The 17842-nt window shown below is 35.5% G+C and carries 16 protein-coding genes; all 16 read right to left on the reverse strand.

Features of this window, described 5'->3' with window-relative positions; all coding sequences use genetic code 11:
* Positions 1-3 precede the first annotated feature (3 nt).
* The 16 genes from AST99_RS14095 to AST99_RS14170 all read right to left on the reverse strand — a co-directional run bounded on the left by AST99_RS14095 (position 4) and on the right by AST99_RS14170 (position 17622).
* Entirely contained in the window at positions 4-540 is a 537-nt protein-coding gene (locus tag AST99_RS14095; RefSeq protein WP_057782744.1) for a DUF1697 domain-containing protein, read from the reverse strand.
* Positions 537-1754, reverse strand: a complete 1218-nt coding sequence (locus AST99_RS14100; RefSeq protein ID WP_057782746.1) for a BaiN/RdsA family NAD(P)/FAD-dependent oxidoreductase — start codon at positions 1752-1754, stop codon at positions 537-539. The genes AST99_RS14095 and AST99_RS14100 overlap by 4 nt, the downstream gene beginning before the upstream one ends.
* Complete coding sequence (locus AST99_RS14105) at positions 1751-2440, reverse strand: glycerophosphodiester phosphodiesterase (RefSeq protein WP_057782748.1); 690 nt, start codon at positions 2438-2440, stop codon at positions 1751-1753. The genes AST99_RS14100 and AST99_RS14105 overlap by 4 nt, the downstream gene beginning before the upstream one ends.
* Positions 2441-2447: 7 nt before the next feature.
* Positions 2448-3317, reverse strand: coding sequence for an acyl-CoA thioesterase (locus tag AST99_RS14110; protein ID WP_057782750.1), 870 nt, complete (start codon positions 3315-3317; stop codon positions 2448-2450).
* A gap of 165 nt (positions 3318-3482) precedes the next feature.
* Positions 3483-3917, reverse strand: a complete 435-nt coding sequence (locus AST99_RS14115; protein WP_057782752.1) for a hemerythrin domain-containing protein — start codon at positions 3915-3917, stop codon at positions 3483-3485.
* Positions 3918-3938: 21 nt separating this feature from the next.
* The gene (locus tag AST99_RS14120) at positions 3939-4304 is read right to left on the reverse strand and encodes a YtxH domain-containing protein (RefSeq protein ID WP_057782753.1); all 366 of its coding nucleotides are present in this window, start codon (positions 4302-4304) and stop codon (positions 3939-3941) included.
* A 107-nt stretch (positions 4305-4411) separates the two neighbouring features.
* Positions 4412-5368 (reverse strand): aldo/keto reductase, encoded by a 957-nt coding sequence (locus AST99_RS14125; protein WP_057782755.1) that lies wholly within the window; start codon positions 5366-5368, stop codon positions 4412-4414.
* Between the two features lie 77 nt (positions 5369-5445).
* Positions 5446-6384 carry an L-histidine N(alpha)-methyltransferase gene (locus tag AST99_RS14130; RefSeq protein ID WP_057782757.1) on the reverse strand — a complete coding sequence of 313 codons (939 nt, stop codon included), beginning with the start codon at positions 6382-6384 and terminating at the stop codon, positions 5446-5448.
* A gap of 1 nt (position 6385) precedes the next feature.
* A complete protein-coding gene (gene egtB / locus AST99_RS14135) occupies positions 6386-7531 on the reverse strand; it encodes an ergothioneine biosynthesis protein EgtB (RefSeq protein ID WP_057782759.1) in 1146 nt (381 codons plus the stop codon).
* A 71-nt stretch (positions 7532-7602) separates the two neighbouring features.
* Positions 7603-8820 (reverse strand): bifunctional alpha/beta hydrolase/OsmC family protein, encoded by a 1218-nt coding sequence (locus AST99_RS14140; protein ID WP_057782761.1) that lies wholly within the window; start codon positions 8818-8820, stop codon positions 7603-7605.
* A 36-nt stretch (positions 8821-8856) separates the two neighbouring features.
* Complete coding sequence (locus AST99_RS14145) at positions 8857-10428, reverse strand: protein adenylyltransferase SelO (protein WP_057782764.1); 1572 nt, start codon at positions 10426-10428, stop codon at positions 8857-8859.
* A 6-nt stretch (positions 10429-10434) separates the two neighbouring features.
* The gene (gene msrA / locus AST99_RS14150) at positions 10435-10971 is read right to left on the reverse strand and encodes a peptide-methionine (S)-S-oxide reductase MsrA (protein WP_057782766.1); all 537 of its coding nucleotides are present in this window, start codon (positions 10969-10971) and stop codon (positions 10435-10437) included.
* Positions 10972-10975: 4 nt separating this feature from the next.
* On the reverse strand, positions 10976-11422 hold the full coding sequence (gene msrB, locus AST99_RS14155) for a peptide-methionine (R)-S-oxide reductase MsrB (protein ID WP_057782768.1): 447 nt from the start codon (positions 11420-11422) through the stop codon (positions 10976-10978).
* 249 nt (positions 11423-11671) lie between these two features.
* On the reverse strand, positions 11672-13345 hold the full coding sequence (locus tag AST99_RS14160; protein WP_057782771.1) for an alpha-amylase family glycosyl hydrolase: 1674 nt from the start codon (positions 13343-13345) through the stop codon (positions 11672-11674).
* 3 nt (positions 13346-13348) lie between these two features.
* Entirely contained in the window at positions 13349-15238 is a 1890-nt protein-coding gene (locus tag AST99_RS14165) for an alpha-amylase family protein (protein WP_057782772.1), read from the reverse strand.
* Complete coding sequence (locus AST99_RS14170; protein WP_057782774.1) at positions 15238-17622, reverse strand: glycoside hydrolase family 31 protein; 2385 nt, start codon at positions 17620-17622, stop codon at positions 15238-15240. Before AST99_RS14170 ends, AST99_RS14165 begins: the two co-directional genes overlap by 1 nt.
* Positions 17623-17842 lie beyond the last annotated feature (220 nt).

A 17842-nucleotide genomic window follows, 5' to 3' on the forward strand; every position in this document is an offset into this window, starting at 1 on the left:
AATTTATAAATCTGAGCACAAAGATAACAACTTCTGCATCGTTTTAAAATTTCTTGTGGTTGCTGAAACTTTTAATTTCCGTTCAAAAAAATTGTTATTGCATTTGGCTTTCCCATATCCGTTTCCAGGAAAAACATATACACATGTAGCAGTAATTTTAAAACTTTCGTTAACAAACTGTTCTTTTGAAGCCGTCTCTATAGCATCTTCTGAAGGCATGTGATGTAACAAAGTGAAATATGTAGATTCAAACTGTGCTTTATCCAAGGGGTTTACTTCAAAAATAGTTTGTAATTCTGAATACGTTTTCACCAAAACGGGCACTTCAAAATGAAAGGTGTTTTGAATAGCTTCTGAAATTTTTCTCTCTATTACTGCGGAAGATTGCTCTGAAGTTTGAAACACCACATTCCCACTTTGAATATAGGTTTGGACATTTTTGAAACTTAATTCGTTCATTAATGCGCGTAATTCTGCCATGGGAACTTTTTTCTGTCCCGCAACATTTATACCCCGAAGTAAAGCAACATACGTTATCATAATTGTTGTGTGATAGATTTTGCAACAATAAACGCACCTGTCCACGCATTCTGAAAATTGAATCCCCCCGTTACAGCATCAACATTAATTACTTCACCAGCTAAGTATAAGTTGCTATGCAATTTACTTTCGAACGTTTTAAAATTAATTTCTTTTAAATCTACTCCACCAGCAGTTACAAACTCGTCCTTAAATGTACTTTTTCCATCTACTTTAAACACGGCTTGCGTTAACTGAGCAGCTAATTGTTCTAACTGACTTTTATTGATGTCTCCCCAACGACTTTCCTCGGTTAAATCTGAAGCCAATACTAATTGTTGCCATAAGCGTTTGGGTAAATCGAATTGTGCCGATTTATATACAGACTTTCTAGCAGCATCCAACTTAACCTGCTTTAAATTGTCTAAAACCGTATTAAAGCTTTGCTTTACAAAATTGACTTCTATATTAAATTTATAATTACGCTTAGCCAATTCTATAGCACCAAAGGCTGATAATTTTAAAATCGCTGGTGCACTTAACCCCCAATGTGTTACCAAGAGCGGTCCTTCAGAGTATAAATCGGTATCTAAAACAGTCACGGCAACATCTAGTGCCACGACACCTGGAATATCTTTTAAACGCTTATCTTTTATATTAAATGTGAATAACGAGGGAACCGGTTGGGAAATGGTATGTCCTAAATCTTGAAGCAGATTCCACATTTTCGGGCTGCTTCCTGTGGCTACAACCACAAATTTTGAAGTAAAACTCTCATGATTTGTTTCTACAGTCCAATAATCTCCATCTTTTGTAATGGATTTTACACCAGAATTAGTTAAAACCTCAACCTGATGTGCTTTAGCTGTATTTAAAAAACAATCGATAATGGTTTGTGAGGAATTAGACATTGGAAACATTCTACCATCGTCTTCAATTTTAAGTTCCACACCATGATCTTCAAACCAAGCCATTGTATCTCCTGTCATGAATTGATGAAACGGTCCTAACAATTCTTTTTCGCCACGCGGATAATATTTTACAAGTTCCTGCGGAATAAATTCGGCATGTGTGACATTACAGCGCCCGCCACCAGAAACCTTAACCTTCCCCAGCACATCTTTACCACGTTCTAAAACAAGAACCTTTAAGTTAGAGTGTTTTTCGGCAATATTAATAGCGGCAAAAAAACCTGCAGCACCTCCTCCAATTACTATTACATCGTGTTGCTTCATACTTTATCGGGTGTATCAGAAATAATAGCATGTACACCATATGCTTTCATGCGTTTTATGTCGGCCGCATCATTTACAGTCCACACATTTACATTGTAGTTTTTATCTTGAGCCAATTTTACATTATCGCGATTTACGATTTTAAAATTAGGATTAATCGCTTGTGCACGTATGGTTTCTGCAACCGCTAAAGCTTCATCCATATTATCATTTGTTAATACTCCAAGCGGAATGTGTCTATTCGTTTTAAAAGCATCTTCCAATTCATGATAATCAAAACTAGACACTAAAAAATCGGTATACGCCCAACCTTTATGATCTACATAATCTTGAATAGTAAGACATGTCGCTTCAGCAGTATGCTTTCCTTTTAATTCAATATTTAAAAGACTCTTTCTATCAATTAACTGAATTACTTCTTCTAAAGTCGGAATTTTATATTGCCCATCTACTAAAAAATCTTTCAATTCAGAAAGCGTATATTCTTCTAGTTTACCATTACCATTTGTCATCCGATCTAAGGTAAAATCATGAAACACGACCAACTCACCAGAAGCACAACAATGTACATCGATTTCGATACCATCTACATTAAAATCTAATGCCTTTTGTATCGATTCTAATGTATTTTCTGCAACATAGGCTTTCGCACCACGATGACCTATAACTAAGCATTTGGATGTCATTTCACTTTTATTTCTTGACCATCGGACGCATTAAACCTTCTTGCGCCACACACGCTATAAGTTTTCCATCTCGAGAAAAAATATTTCCTTTAGCAAATCCGCGTGCATTAGATGCATTAGGTGTTTCTATAGAATATAACATCCAATCGTCGTAATCGAAATCTCTAAAAAACCACATAGAATGATCTAAACTTGCCATTTGTGTATTTCCGAAATGTGCTTTACTGGCATGTGGTAATAATGCTGCTGCGAGGATATTATAATCTGATATATATGTTAAAACTTGCTGTTTAGTCGCTAAATCTGAATCTTGAAGTGGATCTTTAAGTTTAAACCACACGTTAGAGTACGGTGGTAAATTTTCCTGTTTTAGCGGATTAACAACTTCTACAGGTTTAAATTCTATGGGGCGTTCTATTTCTAAAAAATGTTTGGTGATTTTAGGCAACACACTTCCATACCTCGATAACATTTCTGTCCAACTTAATAATTCTTCCGGCTGTTTTAAGTCGGCATTCATTTGTATATGATGATCGTATCCTGATTCTAACTTATGAAAAGATGCAGCTAATATAAATATAGCTTTTCCGTTTTGGCTAGCAAGCACACGGCGTGTAGAAAAACTTCCGCCATCACGCACCTCATTTACGTCGTAAACAATAGGCAGATTAAGATCACCAGCTTCTAAAAAATACGCATGCAAAGAATGTAAAACACGCTGATTTGTAATGGTTCTATACGCTGCATTTACAGACTGCGCTAAAACTTGTCCGCCGAAAACATGCGGACTACCAATAGTTTTGCTTACACCTTCAAATTGTACTGAATCTATAGATTTTAAATCTAATAACTCTAATAGCTCATTTGCTGTCTTCATATATTATGTCTATTAAGTTTCAAAACTATTAAAATGATTTTTGAGAACCTCATTTTAATTTGCTTTTATCTGATATGAAATTAGATTTCATAAAAAAAGGCACCAAATCTATGTAACGAATTACACAAATTTAGTGCCTGAATAAACTAACTAACCAACCTAAGTTTATCTATTCTTTTTCATATATGTTTCATATTTAGAAGCTAAATCTAATTTATCTTTTTCTGACAAAGTTTTACCTGCCAGTTGAAAAAACGCATGTTCTTCATCTTCTAAATGATGTTCTACTTTTTCTTTTAAATTTTTAGCAATTTTAAGCCAGGCAGACGAATCGTATTCGGTTTCTTCAAGCTGCTCAATCAATTCATCAATTTCATGATGCTCTGCAATACCATGTCTTGCATGATCTTGCATCATATCTGTAGAGATTAAAGGCTTATAAAAATGACGCTCTTCCGCATCTGCATGTACCTCTAATTCATTTCTTACAGCTTTAAAAAGCTCATCTCTTCTAGAGGTATCGCCTGAAGTATCTACCAATTTATCTAACAAATCGCGCTGAATATCATGATCGTGTCTTATGGCTTCAAAAATGTTCATATCTAAAAATTTAAAGGTAGATTATGCTGTTACGGTAGATTTTTTGATTCCGTTTTTAGCTTCATCACGATAGTGTCTATTTTTTGTTTTTAATACTTCTAATTTTTTTTCAAGAGCATCAATAACTTCATTAGACTTATGACTAGCGTCTGTTACAACATGTTCTAATTGCTCATCTAAAGTTTGTTTTTTAACATTCACTTTTTTAGCAATTGTATCGGCTAATTCTGAAGCGTGATCTGCAATTTTTGTTTTTGTAGTATCTGCTTCTTTAGCAATCATTTTACGTGTTTTACTTCCTTTGTCTGGAGCAAATAATATACCCATTGCTGCACCTAATGCAGTTCCTGCGACAACTCCTATAATTGTAGTTCCTAAATTTTTCATTGTATTAATTTTAATGGTTAAACTTAATACTTCAAAGGTAGGATGATAGTACAGCTTAGATTGACTCTAATCGTTTTAAAATTGATCGTATTAGATTGATTTTAAACTTAACGCCATGCTAAGGCACTGCGTTCTTCCCAATACAACTGAGACGGTGAAGCGAATATTTGAAGTTGTTGAATTTCTTCTGTAGCAAGCTGAAATGATAAAGCTTTTAAATTATCTTGAAGCTGAGGACTTGTTAAAGCACCACTTAAAACTACATGAGGCTCTAAACTATCGATTACAAAACGTAAAGCAATGGCATCTATGCCCACATTATATTTCTTGCTCAATACATGAAAGTAAGTGTAAGCAGCCTGGTAATTTGAAAAGGTGTCGTTCGGGAATACACGCCCATTTGCTAAAGCCTCTTTTATAATAACGGTTTTTTGATCGCCTAAAAGTGTTTTTAAAATTTTAAATGTAGATTGCTCAAACACATTATAAGTAACTTGAAAACTGCTAAATAAATCTTCGCCTTCTATATTAATGGTTAAAGCTTTTTCTATAATTTCTGCTTGATTGGAACCACTAGTAGATATTCCTATTTGAACACCTGTGTCTTGTTTTATTTTATGAAGTTCTTTAAGCACATCTGTATTTGTAAAAATACCACTCTCAAGCGTTGCAGAATGCACCTGATAAATTTTTAGTTCGGGTAAAAGCACTTGAGAAACTTGCCATTGTTCTAATAGTTTAGGCAGAGAATGCTCTTTAATTTCATGTTTCCCTTCATACCCCAATTCCCAATTAGCCATATAAGTATAGCCCCATTTTGTACTTAAAGTCACATCTGGATAGGCTCTTGAGTTATGCCAATCGATTAAAAATTGTTCGCCTTTACCATAAGATGGTGCAACATCAAAATACCGTACTCCAAAACGATAGGCATCATCTAAAACCTGCATGGCATTAGCTTGAAACACCTCTTGAGTTTGTGGAATATCGTCTTTCTTAATATTTATATATTCTGGTCGCCCAATAGCGGCTAAACCTAATCCTATTTGAGTATGTTTTGGCATGTTGTATTTCAATTTAAACTCGAAGTTACTAAACTATATTTAAATTATTGCCACATAAATCAGTTTTCAAACTTTAGCTATTTTTCCCAAAGACTATCTGTAAAATAATGCTTACAATCTAAAAAATGTTCATTGGTTTTAAAACCAGTAAGCTCTGCCAAAGTTTCAATATCAGACACACTATATTTTTTTGAAAGCTCTGTCCAAATTAACTCGTTTTGCTTGAACACAACAGCTTCTCCTATAGCATTAAAATGAACGGTTTGCGCTTTTAAACTCACCAAATAACTTTTTACTTGGCCGTCTGTAGGATTGTAGTGACAATAAAAATCGAAATCGTCTAATTTAAAATCGGCATCAAATTCGCGATTCATTCGCTGTAATAAATTCAAATTAAAACGCTTTGTCACTCCAAGTGAATCGAAATACGCTTTTTGAATGGTTAAAGGATTTTTCTTTAAATCGAAACCGATTAATAACTTATCGCCTGTATTCATATTATCATTAAATAAGCGCAGTAAATTTAAAGCATCTGCCCTTAAATAATTCCCAATATTACTCCCCAAAAACAATAACAAATTCGGTATGGTTTCTGTAGACATTTCTTTTAGAATTTCAAAATAATCGCCTACTTGAGGTTTTATTTGTAATTCTGGTAATCGTTCTTTTAACTTAGCGCACAACATGCTAATAGCTTCTTGCGAAATATCTATAGGCACATAATTAAAAGGAATATTTTTGGAAACGAGATATTCTAATAATTTAAAGGTTTTAAACCCATCTCCAGCACCCAACTCTATAATATTAAAAGGTTCTGAAAACTCCAAAGCGCGATAAATTTTTTCTGCTTGAAGCGACAAGATTTCAAATTCACTATCTGTTAAATAGTAATCTTGCATTTGCATGATTTCTTGAAAAATCCGACTGCCGGCATCATCATAAAAAAACTTTGAAGAAATGTGTTTTTGTTCCGCTTGTAAGCCTTGAACAATTTCTGGTATAATTGTGGTTTCCATATTATTTTACTAGTCTAAGTCCTGAAAATTGCCAACGCATACTGGCGTGAAAAAAATTGCGATATGTTGCTCTACTATGGTTTGCTACTGTGGCAATTGATGCGCCACGAAGCACCATTTGATTCACCATAAATTTGCCGTTATATTCTCCCAATGCGCCTTCTGCCTTGGTAAAATTAGGATACGGCATATATGCACTATAGGTCCACTCCCAAAGTTGTCCCCATTTAAATTTGCTTGAAGCTGCTTCCCATTCGAACTCGGTTGGCAAACGCATTCCTTTCCATTCGGCAAAAGCAAAAGCTTCATAGAAACTTAAATGCATCACCGGTTCATTTTTTGGCACTTCCTGAAATCCGTTTAACGTATACTGATGCCAAACGCCATTCACTTTATGCCAATACAAAGGCGCTTTAATATCTTCTTGCTGAATAAAATCCCAACCCTCGGCATGCCATAAATTAAAATCTTGATAACCTCCGGCTTCTATAAAAGCGATATATTCTGAGTTACTGACTAAATTTTTACTGATTTGAAAATCTTGAAGATATACCTGATGTACACCTTGCTCGTTATCATAACAAAAAGAATCGGATTGATGCCCAATAGTATATAACCCTTCTGAAATGTTAATAAATTCTGACGGGCTGATTACCGGCTCTAATTTTAAATTGTTTTGAATACTAGGAAATGTAGGCTGATTTCCTAAAATATATTTTATATCGTAATAAAATAATTCCTGATGTTGTTGCTCATGATTAATCCCTAATGCTATAATACTTTTAGCCTCTTCTGAAACTGCTGTATCTAAAAAAGTTAACAACTGTTTGGTAACATAATCACGATAGGCGTAAACAGATGCTACACTTGGGCGTGTCATTAATCCACGATTGGGACGCAATACACGTTCGCCAGCATTGTTATAATAACTATTAAATAAGTAAGCGAAATCTTCACTAAAAACCGTGTAATCTGCTACAAATTTTTGAAGTACAAATTGTTCAAAAAACCATGTTGAATGTGCCAAATGCCACTTAGGAGGCGATACAAATATAGCAGGTTGTACCGAATAATCTTCGGTAAGTAAAGGCTCGCAAATCGTTTTAAAACGTTCTCGCGTATGTGCAAATTGGTCTTTTAATGTCATGAGTTGGCTGTTGATTACAAAAATGTAAAATAGCCCTCATTTTCATTAACTGTATCACATAAAAAAAGTGCTTATTCGATACTGGTTTCTATTTCAGTATCGGATTGCAAGGTTTTATGTACCGGACATTTAGAAGCTATTTCCTTTAATCGTTCTTTTTGTTTGTCGTCTAAATCTCCAATAAATTTCAAAGTTTTCTTTAAATAATCTATTTTCCCTGCTGGCTTACCATCTAATTTTAAATCTTGACTATGTTTTTTAGAATAGGTTATATAAACATAGACTTCTTGTAAATCCCACTTTTTACGTTCTGCATAAAGCTTAAGGGTCATGGCTGTACAAGCTGCTAAACTGGCACTTAAATAATCGTATGGCGACGGACCAAAATCATCTCCGCCCACACTCTCTGGCTCATCGGCAACTAGCGTATGCTTTTTAGTCTGAATATTTGTTGTAAAATGGTCTTCTTTAAGATTTAAATGCGCCACCAGTTGTTCACCTTGAGTATCTAATATATCGCTGTCTTTAGCGTCAAAATAACGTTGCACCCATGCCCCAATAACATTACCAGCATAGACACTATCTCTGGAGTTTGTTAATAAATGATCGGCTTGATCTAAACTGACAAAACTTTTAGGATGATGTGCTGTTTTATATAATCGTTCGGCATTATCTATAGGCACAATAGCATCAAAAGGTGCATGCATTATAAGCAATGGTTTTCTTAAATTTTCGGTGATAGCTATTAAATCTGTTTTACTAAAATCGTCTACAAATTCTTTATTAATATTAAATGGTCGGCCTCCAATATTAACCTCAACATCGCCTTTATCTTCAATATCATCAAAACCATGAGAAAATAAATGCGTAACATGATCGACTGTAGCAGGAGCTCCAATAGTGGCTACCGCTTTAACCGACTCTAATTTTGAAGATGTAACTATCACTGCTGCACCTCCTAAAGAATGTCCAACCATCAATGCGGGAGCTTTGTAATGCGTCTCTAAATACGCACTTACAGCAAGCAAATCGGACACATTTGAAGAAAAATGACTATCAGAAAATTCACCTTCGCTTCGCCCTAATCCTGTAAAATCGAAACGTAATACTCCAAAATCGTGATTGGTTAACGAACGACTAATATTTTTAACCGCAGACAACGTACTTGTACACGTAAAACAATGTGCAAATACAGCAAAATAATTTGGATTCTGATTTGCAGGCAACTCTAAATACGCTTGAAGTTTTTCTCCTTTTTCGTTTTCAATGACTAGTTTCTGACTTTTCATACGGTGATTTCTTTTAGTACTATTAATAGTGTAAGCTTACGAACTACATGATAACATAGAACATCCTACTTTATTTCGTGCCCATTCTGGGCGTTTTGCAAACCATTTTTCAGCCGATTCTTGCTCTGCATAAGGTTGCTTTAAGAGTTGAAACAATTCATCAATTAAAGCATAATCGCCTTTTTCAGCATCATCTATAGCCAATTGCGCCATATAATTTCGAAGCACATATTTTGGATTAACAGCATTCATTTTCTCGGCACGCTCTGCATCTGATAGTGTTTCTTGTTGTAAACGTGTCCCATAATCTTGAAACCATTGCTGCCAGAATACTTCAGCATCTTTAGGCATTGTTTGCGGATTATAAAACGCATCTTGAATAAGATCTAAACCGTTAGACTTTTTATCTTTTTCAAATTTTGATAAATTTCTGAAGAAAATAGTCATATCTGTTTCCATCATTTGCAACACATCTTCTAAACGCTGAATCAGTTTTAAATCTGTTTCATCTTCAGTAAATAGTCCAATTTTAGATCGCATCATCTGCAAAGACTTAGTTTCAAACTGGGTTCTATAGTCATCTAAAATAGCTTGTAATGCTTCTACATCTTCAATTAAAGGAAATAATGCATTAGCCAATTGGTATAGATTCCACAATCCAATATTAGGCTGATTCCCATACCTGTAACGTTTATGCTGACGATCTGTAGTATTTGGTGTCCACCCAAAATCAAAACCTTCCAACCACCCGTAAGGGCCATAATCTATGGTTAATCCTAGAATAGATAGATTATCTGTATTCATTACACCGTGAACAAAACCTACACGTTGCCAATCGATAATCATATCTAATGTACGATTAGAAACAGTTTTAAAAAATTCCAAATACACGGCTTTTGAAGGCGCTCCTAACTCGGGATAAAAATGCTTTATAGTGTAATCTGTTAACTGTTTTAAAGTTTTAGTATCTTCTCTTGAAGCCAAAATTTCGAAACTTCCAAAACGTAAAAAAGATGGAGCCACACGACACACAACAGCACCTTCTTCATACTCAGAATTTCCGTTGTACATCACATCTCGCAACACCTGATCTCCCGTTACGGCTAATGATAAGGCACGAGTAGTTGGCACACCTAAATGATACATGGCTTCGCTGCATAAATACTCGCGAATAGACGAGCGTAAAACAGCTAATCCATCGGCAGTTCTAGAATACGGTGTAGGTCCTGCGCCTTTTAATTGTAAAGCCCAACGTTGATTTTTATATTTAATCTCGGTTAAATTAATTGCACGCCCATCGCCCAATTGCCCTGCCCAATTTCCAAATTGATGTCCGCCATAACACATCGCAAATGGCTTGGTGTTCGGTAATACTTCATTTCCTGTAAAGACATTTAAAAACTCATCAGACTGACTTTCTGTTTCCGAAATGCCTAAGGTTTCTAGTAGTTCTGGTGACACATGCAGCAATTGCGGCTGAGACGTTTTCTTGGGTGTTACGTAAGAAAAACACGCTTCCGTTACTTGTCTTCTGCCATTCTCTAAAACTGGATCTGCAGGAAGCTCTTTAGTGAATGTATCTTCTATATGTGTTTTAAAAGTTTTCAATAATATCTATTTTAATTTATCGGCATGCATAGCTCTTAGCTTAGCCAGTTTTGGACTAATAACAGCGGTGCAATATCCTTGTGTTGTATTATTTTCGTAATAATCTTGATGATACGCTTCGGCTTCAAAAAACGGTCCTAAAGCACTGAGTTCGGTAACGACATTATGATCAAAATAAGGTTGCACTTGTTCGATAACAGTTTGCGCCAAACGTTGCTGTTCGTTATTATGATAATAAATTACAGATCGATATTGCGTGCCACGGTCTGCTCCTTGTCTGTTTAAAGTCGTAGGATCGTGAGTGGTAAAAAAGATAATTAAAATATCTTGTAATGAAATGACATTAGTATCAAATGAGATTTGAACCACTTCTGCATGCCCTGTTAAACCCGAGCAAATTTCACGATAGGTTGGTATTCCAGGAGCTGTACCTCCAGTATATCCTGACACCACTTTTTCGACACCTTTCACGTGTTGAAAAACAGCTTCTACACACCAAAAGCATCCGCCTCCCAGTGTGATTTTTTCTATGGTTTGACTCATAATTTTAAGCTTTCTCTAAGGTTATAGATTCAGAATTCACACAATAACGTAATCCGCTAGGTTCCGGACCATCAGGAAAAACATGTCCCAAATGTGCATCGCAAGTATTACACATCACTTCTACGCGTACCATGCCAAAAGCGGTATCTTTTTCGTACTTAATGGCATTCTCTTGTATGGGCTGAGTGAAACTTGGCCACCCTGAACTGGATTCAAATTTTATTGTAGAATCGAATAACAGAGTACCACAACACACACAACCGTATTTTCCGGCTTCATGTGCACTACAAAGCGCTCCTGAATGTGCTGCTTCTGTTCCCTTTAATCGTGCTATTCTAAACTGCGCTGGTGTTAATAACTCACGCCATTCATCATTAGGTTTCTCTACTCGACGCTCAGGCTCTGGATTTCCATTTACTGCAAAATCGATAACATTTTTCCATGTAAGCATATGATTTTCTTTCTTTAAGTGTTAAACTTATAATACAAAGATGCCGATTTACTATTACTGATAAAAATATCGCTTGTTAATAATCTTACAATTTTTTGAAATGTAAACGACATAGTTATTAAGACTATAAATAACCCTTTTCCTTACAAATAAGTTGATGGTAATACCACGCCTTTTAAACGCATAAACCCTATCGCAATCCATTTAATAGATCACCATAGGGTTTAAAATAAGAATACAGCTTTGTTATTATTTAGAATCGTGAGCCAATTCCAACAACACCATACTGTATTCATTATTTAAAATAACATTTCCATTTTCAACCGTAACAGTAGTGTTTGAATACGCATCATGAAGATTCATGCGTTCTGGGAAAGCCTTTCCAACAGGAATAATTTTCTTTCCTTTTTCAAGATTTAAGCCAATAACTACAGCTTCTTTAAAATCGCCATTCACATATGTTCTAGAAAACACATAAGGTGACTGTGAAATCATTTTATGTCTGCCGGCTCCAACAGCGGGATGGTTTGCTCTAAAGCGACCAAGAAGTTGCCAATGAGATAAAATAGCTTTTGTTGTTGGGTTAGACTCTATATCGTCCCAATTCATAAACGTTCTTAAATTGGCATCACCTGTTGCACCATCAGCGTGTAAAACACGTGCAGATTCATCGCCATAATAAATTTGAGCAGCACCTTGCGTAAGCAATAATCTATTGGCAGATTCAAAAGGTTTTTCTCGCATTGGATCAAAAGGTTGTCCATCATCATGCGAGCTTAAGTAATTTAAAACACTGTAATCTTTTAAATCGTTGTGGAGTATACTATCGTATTTGACAAACATAGATTCATAATCCATTTGTTGAGCATTCCATTTAAACTCAAAATTGATTAATTGATTAAATGCTTTATCAAAATAATTGACTTTACGATCGCCAAAATCGAATGCCTTTTCGTTACTAATGGCATAATTATAGACTTCTCCAACAAGATAAAATCCATTATCATCCAAGACTTTATCTGGATGTTCTGTTTTAAACTGAGCAAAAGCAGTATCGACAACTTTTCTGAATTCTCGCCACACATAAGGTTCTGTATGCTTAACGGTATCTACTCGATAGCCATCTATACCAAACTCTGTAATATAGTCGGCTAACCATTTCATGATATAAAAACGCGGAGCTCTTGGATATCCTGTTTGTTCGAAAAAGGCATCTAATTCTGCTACCTCTTTTTCATAACGTCCTTCTGCCTTCCATTTTGCGATAAGTTGTGGTGGCAATTCTACAACCTCGTTACTTTCTGTTCTAATGTCTGGTAAGTTTTCAACCAAAGTACAGCTTACAGTACTATCAAAATCATGATAATCGCAAGCTGGGCCTGTTCTCACCCAACTTTCAGGCCAAACAGGATCTTGTTCTGTAACAGGACCTCTATGATTAATTACAGCATCTAATACAATTCTGATGCCTTTACTATGGGCAACTTCTATAAGCTCTTTAAGGTCTGCTTTGGTTCCAAAATCGGGATCTAAATTGGTCCAGTCTTTAGTCCAATAGCCATGAAAACCGTAAGACAAACCTGTGCCTTCATCTGTTCCGCCATGTATTTGTTCTACAATTGGTGTCATCCAAATGGCATTAACACCTAAATCTGTAAAGTAACCTGCTTTAATTTTTTGAGTTACTCCTTTTATATCTCCACCTTCAAAACCACGTAATACACCTGTTTCTTTAGTTCTACCGAAATTATTGTCGTTAGACGTGTCTCCGTTATTAAAGCGATCGGTTAGCATAAAATAGATGGTAGCAGCATCCCACTCGAAAGGTGCTTTAACACTACTGTTATCCATTGTCTTATCTGTTTTATTTTGACACCCTGTAAGCATACATCCTAATATTAAAACTACTATAAAGTTACGCATAATCTATTGTAATTTTAAGATAAATGATTGTAAAGGCTCTACCTTAATTTTAACTTCCGCACCTTGATCTGTGACATGTAACTGTGCGGTGTAGGTATTATATAACTGATCTGTTAATGTATAATCGCCGGGTTGTAATTGCCAAGCCTCAATAACTCCTTTTGGTAGTTTTAAATAAAATTCTGTACCATAATTAGCATCAAAATTATTGACAATAATTAATTTTTCATTGGCACTCCAACGGGCATAAGAGAATTGTTTTAATCCGTAATGTTCTGTATGGTATGTATTATATTCATGAAGGTCTTGATACTCGCCCATTAAAGCGTCACTAGTAATAGTAAAGTTTAATAATCGCTTATAAAAATCATATAGTTCTAGTTCTTCTTCGGTAGATTGTCCACCATCGAATTGCTTATTATTCACCCAGCGATTTAATGTTGGTACAGTTCCATAATCAAAAATAGATGTTCTAGACGGATCTCCAAATCCTAAATCTTCTGCACCAGGTTCTCCAAATTCTTGTCCGAAATAAATTAAAGTTGGCGACGTACTAATGGTTGCTGAAACCACCATAGCAGGTTTTGCTTTTTGAGCATCGCCAGCAAATTCTGGACTTGCAATACGCTGTTCATCATGATTTTCTAAAAAATGCAACATATGGTGCTCAATATCTTTTAAATCGCGCTGAATTGGCCAAATATCATCTGTTTTTCCCCAACCTTGCATGACATGTTTTAAAGTATCATACAACTGAACCTTATCGTATAAATAATCCATTTTTCCTTTACGGATATAGTCTCTATACAAACTAGGATTATACACTTCTGCTAATAAAAAGGCTTCTGGATTTTCCATTTTTATTGCTGAATTCATATAGCTCCAAAACTCTACTGGAACCATTTCTGCCATATCGTAACGGAAACCATCTACACCTTTTGCTGTCCAATACAGAGCTATCTCTTTAAATTTTATCCAAGAATCCGGCACGGTTTTATCTTTCCAAAATTCGAAATGTGCTTTGTAATCTTTAGCATCAAATCCTTCTGGTAAACTATCAAAATCATGATGTCCATCTGTAGTTATTCCATAATTAATCTTTACTGTTTCATACCAATCGTTTGGATCTGGTTGCGGTAAACGCGATCCATTTCCAGTCCATTTAGATGGATTTTCATCAAATTTTCCATCTAATAAAGCATTGCTTGTATCTCCGCCTAATGGCACATAACCATTTGGACGTTCTGGCACTACAAATGGCTGTCCTGGATTATAATAAAAATTATTATTGACATGATACACTACTGTTTTATCATCGGTCTCACCAAAATCTGTTACACCTTCTGGCTTACTTATACTTTTGTAATTTCGTGCCACATGATTAGGTACAATATCTATAATCACTTTTAATCCAGCCTTATGAGAACGTGCTATTAAAGCTTCAAATTCTTGTAAGCGATTCGCTGGATCTGCAGCTAAATCAGGATTTACATTATAGTAATCTTTCACCGCATAAGGCGAACCTGCACGTCCTTTTACAACATCGGGATCGTCGTTACTAATACCATATGCCGTGTAATCTGTAATAACATCATGATGTGGCACACCTGTATACCAGATATGAGTTACTCCTAAATCTTTAATCTCGGTTAAAGCCTTATCTGTAAAATCGTTAAACTTTCCTACGCCGTTTTCTTCAATGGTTCCCCAAGGTTTATTTGTGGTATTGGTATTTCCGAATAAACGTGTAAATACTTGATAAACGACTTCTTTTTTTGGTGCGGTAGCAGTCTCTGCTTTAATATTTTCTTCCAATGTCTCTTTCTTTTTTGAATCACAGCTGATTAAAACTAATAAAATCATTGCAATTGACACTATACGTTCTTTAATCATTATAATATTATTTTAATTTCTAACTCAGATTCCGTTTCCCATATTACAGGTATTTCCAGAATATGTGTACGTTTATTATATGTAAACGGCGTCTCTTTTTTTCCGATTTTTACACTTTGTGGTTCAGTTTGCATGTTATGAATGGTGAGCTGAATACGTTTAGCTTGATTGGCATACGATGCTCCTGTATTGGATGTAAACCTGTATTGAATCCCTTTTTTATCATTTACATATAAAAAATTAAGCATTTCATAAGCGCCCTTTTCAAAGGCTTCAAACGTTTTACCGTCATCATTATATAAATCATAGCTACTTTTTAAAACCGTATCATCATTATAATAATGAAGTATCAAATCTTTTCCGGTGTAGGCCTTAGTGTTTTGCATGGGCTTGGCCATTGGGATAAATGCACCAGCTTTAACATACGTTGGAATACTATTTTTAACTACAGCAACCGTTTTAGATTGTCCGCCTTGAATCTTTTCATCTGAATAAAAATCGAACCACACATGATTTTTCGGAAAATACACGTCATGCGTTGTTACTCCGGCTTCTAGTATTGGCGACACTAAAAAGGCATCTCCCCAGTAATAGGTATTCGCAATATTTTGAAGATTGCTATCATCTGAATTTTCAAAAAATAACGGACGCATTAATGGTGTTCCTTTTTGATTATTTTGAAACGCTAGATTGTAATTGTAAGGTAATAGTGCATAACGTAATGTTATGGCTTTTCGCGCTAAGTTTTTAGCATTTTCTGCTCTAAAAACAGGTTCGCTAGCCACTTCTTCTTGAGCATGAGGTCTATAAATAGGTTGAAACACGCCATATTGCAACCAACGCACATACAACTCATCATCTAAATTATCGCCAGCAAAACCACCTAAATCACTATGCATATAGCCTAAACCTTGCATGCCCATTTGCAAAGCAATTTCTGGCTGACTTCGTAAGCCACCCCAAGTTCGATTTACATCGCCAGACCAAGGTATTAAGCCAAAGCGTTGCGAGCCTGAATAGCCGGCACGCATTAAAACAAAAGGACGCCTTTTATTATTAAAATCCAAACTACTTTCGTAGACTAATCTGGCCCAATCATGACCATAGATATTATGAACTTCGTCTGCCGTTCCTGTGGCATGAATTAATGCTTTAGGATGCACTTCTGGCTCGCCTAAGTCTCCCCAAATACCAGACACACCCATTTTAAATAAATCATTATAAATTCCGGAAAACCAATTAAAACCAGATGTACTATAAATATCGATAAGTCCCGTATTTCCAAAAAAGAAATCGTAAGTATAAGGATTACCTACAGAATCTTTTGCCATCACATCTTGCGCTACAGCCTCTTGCCATTTGTTTGATGAGGTTAACACAAATGGCTCGGTAATTAAAACAGTATTTACACCTTGAGTTTCAAAATCTTTAATCATTTTTTCAGGTGTTGGAAATGAATCTCTATCGAAAACTAAATTCCCCATAGTGCCTTCTACCGTTTTTCCAAACCAATATAAATCTAATATCACTGCATCAACGGGAATGTCTTCCTCTTTAAATTTAGAAACCGTCATTCGAGTTTCTGCTTCAGAATGGTATCCAAAACGACTAGAAAAATTCCCTAAAGCCCAACGTGGTGGCATGGGTTGCTTTCCTGTTAAAGTGGTATACTGGTCCACGATATCTATCCATGAATCTGCTGCAATAACTTGATATGTTTTACGTCCTGAAATGGTCTCATAAGTTAACGTATTATCTTGTTTGCTATCTAAATCCAGATATCCAATTGGTGCATTATCAAAGTGAATCATATATTTTTTAGACGACATCACGATAGGCAATGTAAAATTCATTAGTTCACTATGGGATTCATAACCATAATGTGCCCGATTATATAATTGCAAACGGTTACCACGTCTATTCATCCCCAAGGCTCTTGCGCCTCCGCCATAAAGGACTTCAGAATCGTTTAGATTAAACTGAATCGCTTCACCATCTTCAAGTTTTGAATAACCATTCTTTTCAGAAATAACAGGTTGGCCTTTGTATGTATATGCAATTTGAAATGGCGACTTGGTTATACGCACAGCAATACCAGTAGAGGCTAAAAGAATCTCATTTGGTTTTTCAGAAATCGTACTAAACGCTTCATATGCTTTTAAAACAACAGCATGAGAATCTGGCTTAATTTGCTCCCCTTTAGGAACAAATGTAGTTTCTACAATGTTGCTATTGTATAAACTAAACCGATAAAAACCATCGTTAACCTCAACTTTATAGTGCTTTGCTTCGGGTTCTGCCTGAACAAAAACACGATTTTTATTCTGCGCAACAGTCCATTGCGATATACATACACAAAATATAATTCGAAATAAATTTTTCATTTTAATAAGACTTTAGAAAAGTAATTGGAATATGTAATCTGGTTTGCCATGACGCTTCGAAATACTCTGCGCCTTCAACCGTGTGTTTATAAAATTAGTCACGCTATAGTCTTCTAACGACCAAACTCCGACAGTTCTTGGTGTGATATATTTAGAGGAAAACTGGAAAATCTGATCTAATGTTCCTGATGCAATCTCGGCATCGGCAACCTTCAGGCAA

It is taken from the genome of Formosa algae, from assembly GCF_001439665.1.
Classification (GTDB): Bacteria; Bacteroidota; Bacteroidia; order Flavobacteriales; family Flavobacteriaceae; genus Formosa; species Formosa algae.

What these genes read in the sequence shown, in the direction of transcription:
- AST99_RS14095 (WP_057782744.1), bottom strand. Translation starts at nt 540, where the DNA reads ATGATAACGTATGTTGCTTTACTTCGGGGTATAAATGTTGCGGGACAG.
- AST99_RS14100 (WP_057782746.1), bottom strand. Translation starts at nt 1,754, where the DNA reads ATGAAGCAACACGATGTAATAGTAATTGGAGGAGGTGCTGCAGGTTTT.
- AST99_RS14105 (WP_057782748.1), bottom strand. Translation starts at nt 2,440, where the DNA reads ATGACATCCAAATGCTTAGTTATAGGTCATCGTGGTGCGAAAGCCTAT.
- AST99_RS14110 (WP_057782750.1), bottom strand. Translation starts at nt 3,317, where the DNA reads ATGAAGACAGCAAATGAGCTATTAGAGTTATTAGATTTAAAATCTATA.
- AST99_RS14115 (WP_057782752.1), bottom strand. Translation starts at nt 3,917, where the DNA reads ATGAACATTTTTGAAGCCATAAGACACGATCATGATATTCAGCGCGAT.
- AST99_RS14120 (WP_057782753.1), bottom strand. Translation starts at nt 4,304, where the DNA reads ATGAAAAATTTAGGAACTACAATTATAGGAGTTGTCGCAGGAACTGCA.
- AST99_RS14125 (WP_057782755.1), bottom strand. Translation starts at nt 5,368, where the DNA reads ATGCCAAAACATACTCAAATAGGATTAGGTTTAGCCGCTATTGGGCGA.
- AST99_RS14130 (WP_057782757.1), bottom strand. Translation starts at nt 6,384, where the DNA reads ATGGAAACCACAATTATACCAGAAATTGTTCAAGGCTTACAAGCGGAA.
- egtB (WP_057782759.1), bottom strand. Translation starts at nt 7,531, where the DNA reads ATGACATTAAAAGACCAATTTGCACATACGCGAGAACGTTTTAAAACG.
- AST99_RS14140 (WP_057782761.1), bottom strand. Translation starts at nt 8,820, where the DNA reads ATGAAAAGTCAGAAACTAGTCATTGAAAACGAAAAAGGAGAAAAACTT.
- msrA (WP_057782766.1), bottom strand. Translation starts at nt 10,971, where the DNA reads ATGAGTCAAACCATAGAAAAAATCACACTGGGAGGCGGATGCTTTTGG.
- msrB (WP_057782768.1), bottom strand. Translation starts at nt 11,422, where the DNA reads ATGCTTACATGGAAAAATGTTATCGATTTTGCAGTAAATGGAAATCCA.
- AST99_RS14160 (WP_057782771.1), bottom strand. Translation starts at nt 13,345, where the DNA reads ATGCGTAACTTTATAGTAGTTTTAATATTAGGATGTATGCTTACAGGG.
- AST99_RS14165 (WP_057782772.1), bottom strand. Translation starts at nt 15,238, where the DNA reads ATGATTAAAGAACGTATAGTGTCAATTGCAATGATTTTATTAGTTTTA.
- AST99_RS14170 (WP_057782774.1), bottom strand. Translation starts at nt 17,622, where the DNA reads ATGAAAAATTTATTTCGAATTATATTTTGTGTATGTATATCGCAATGG.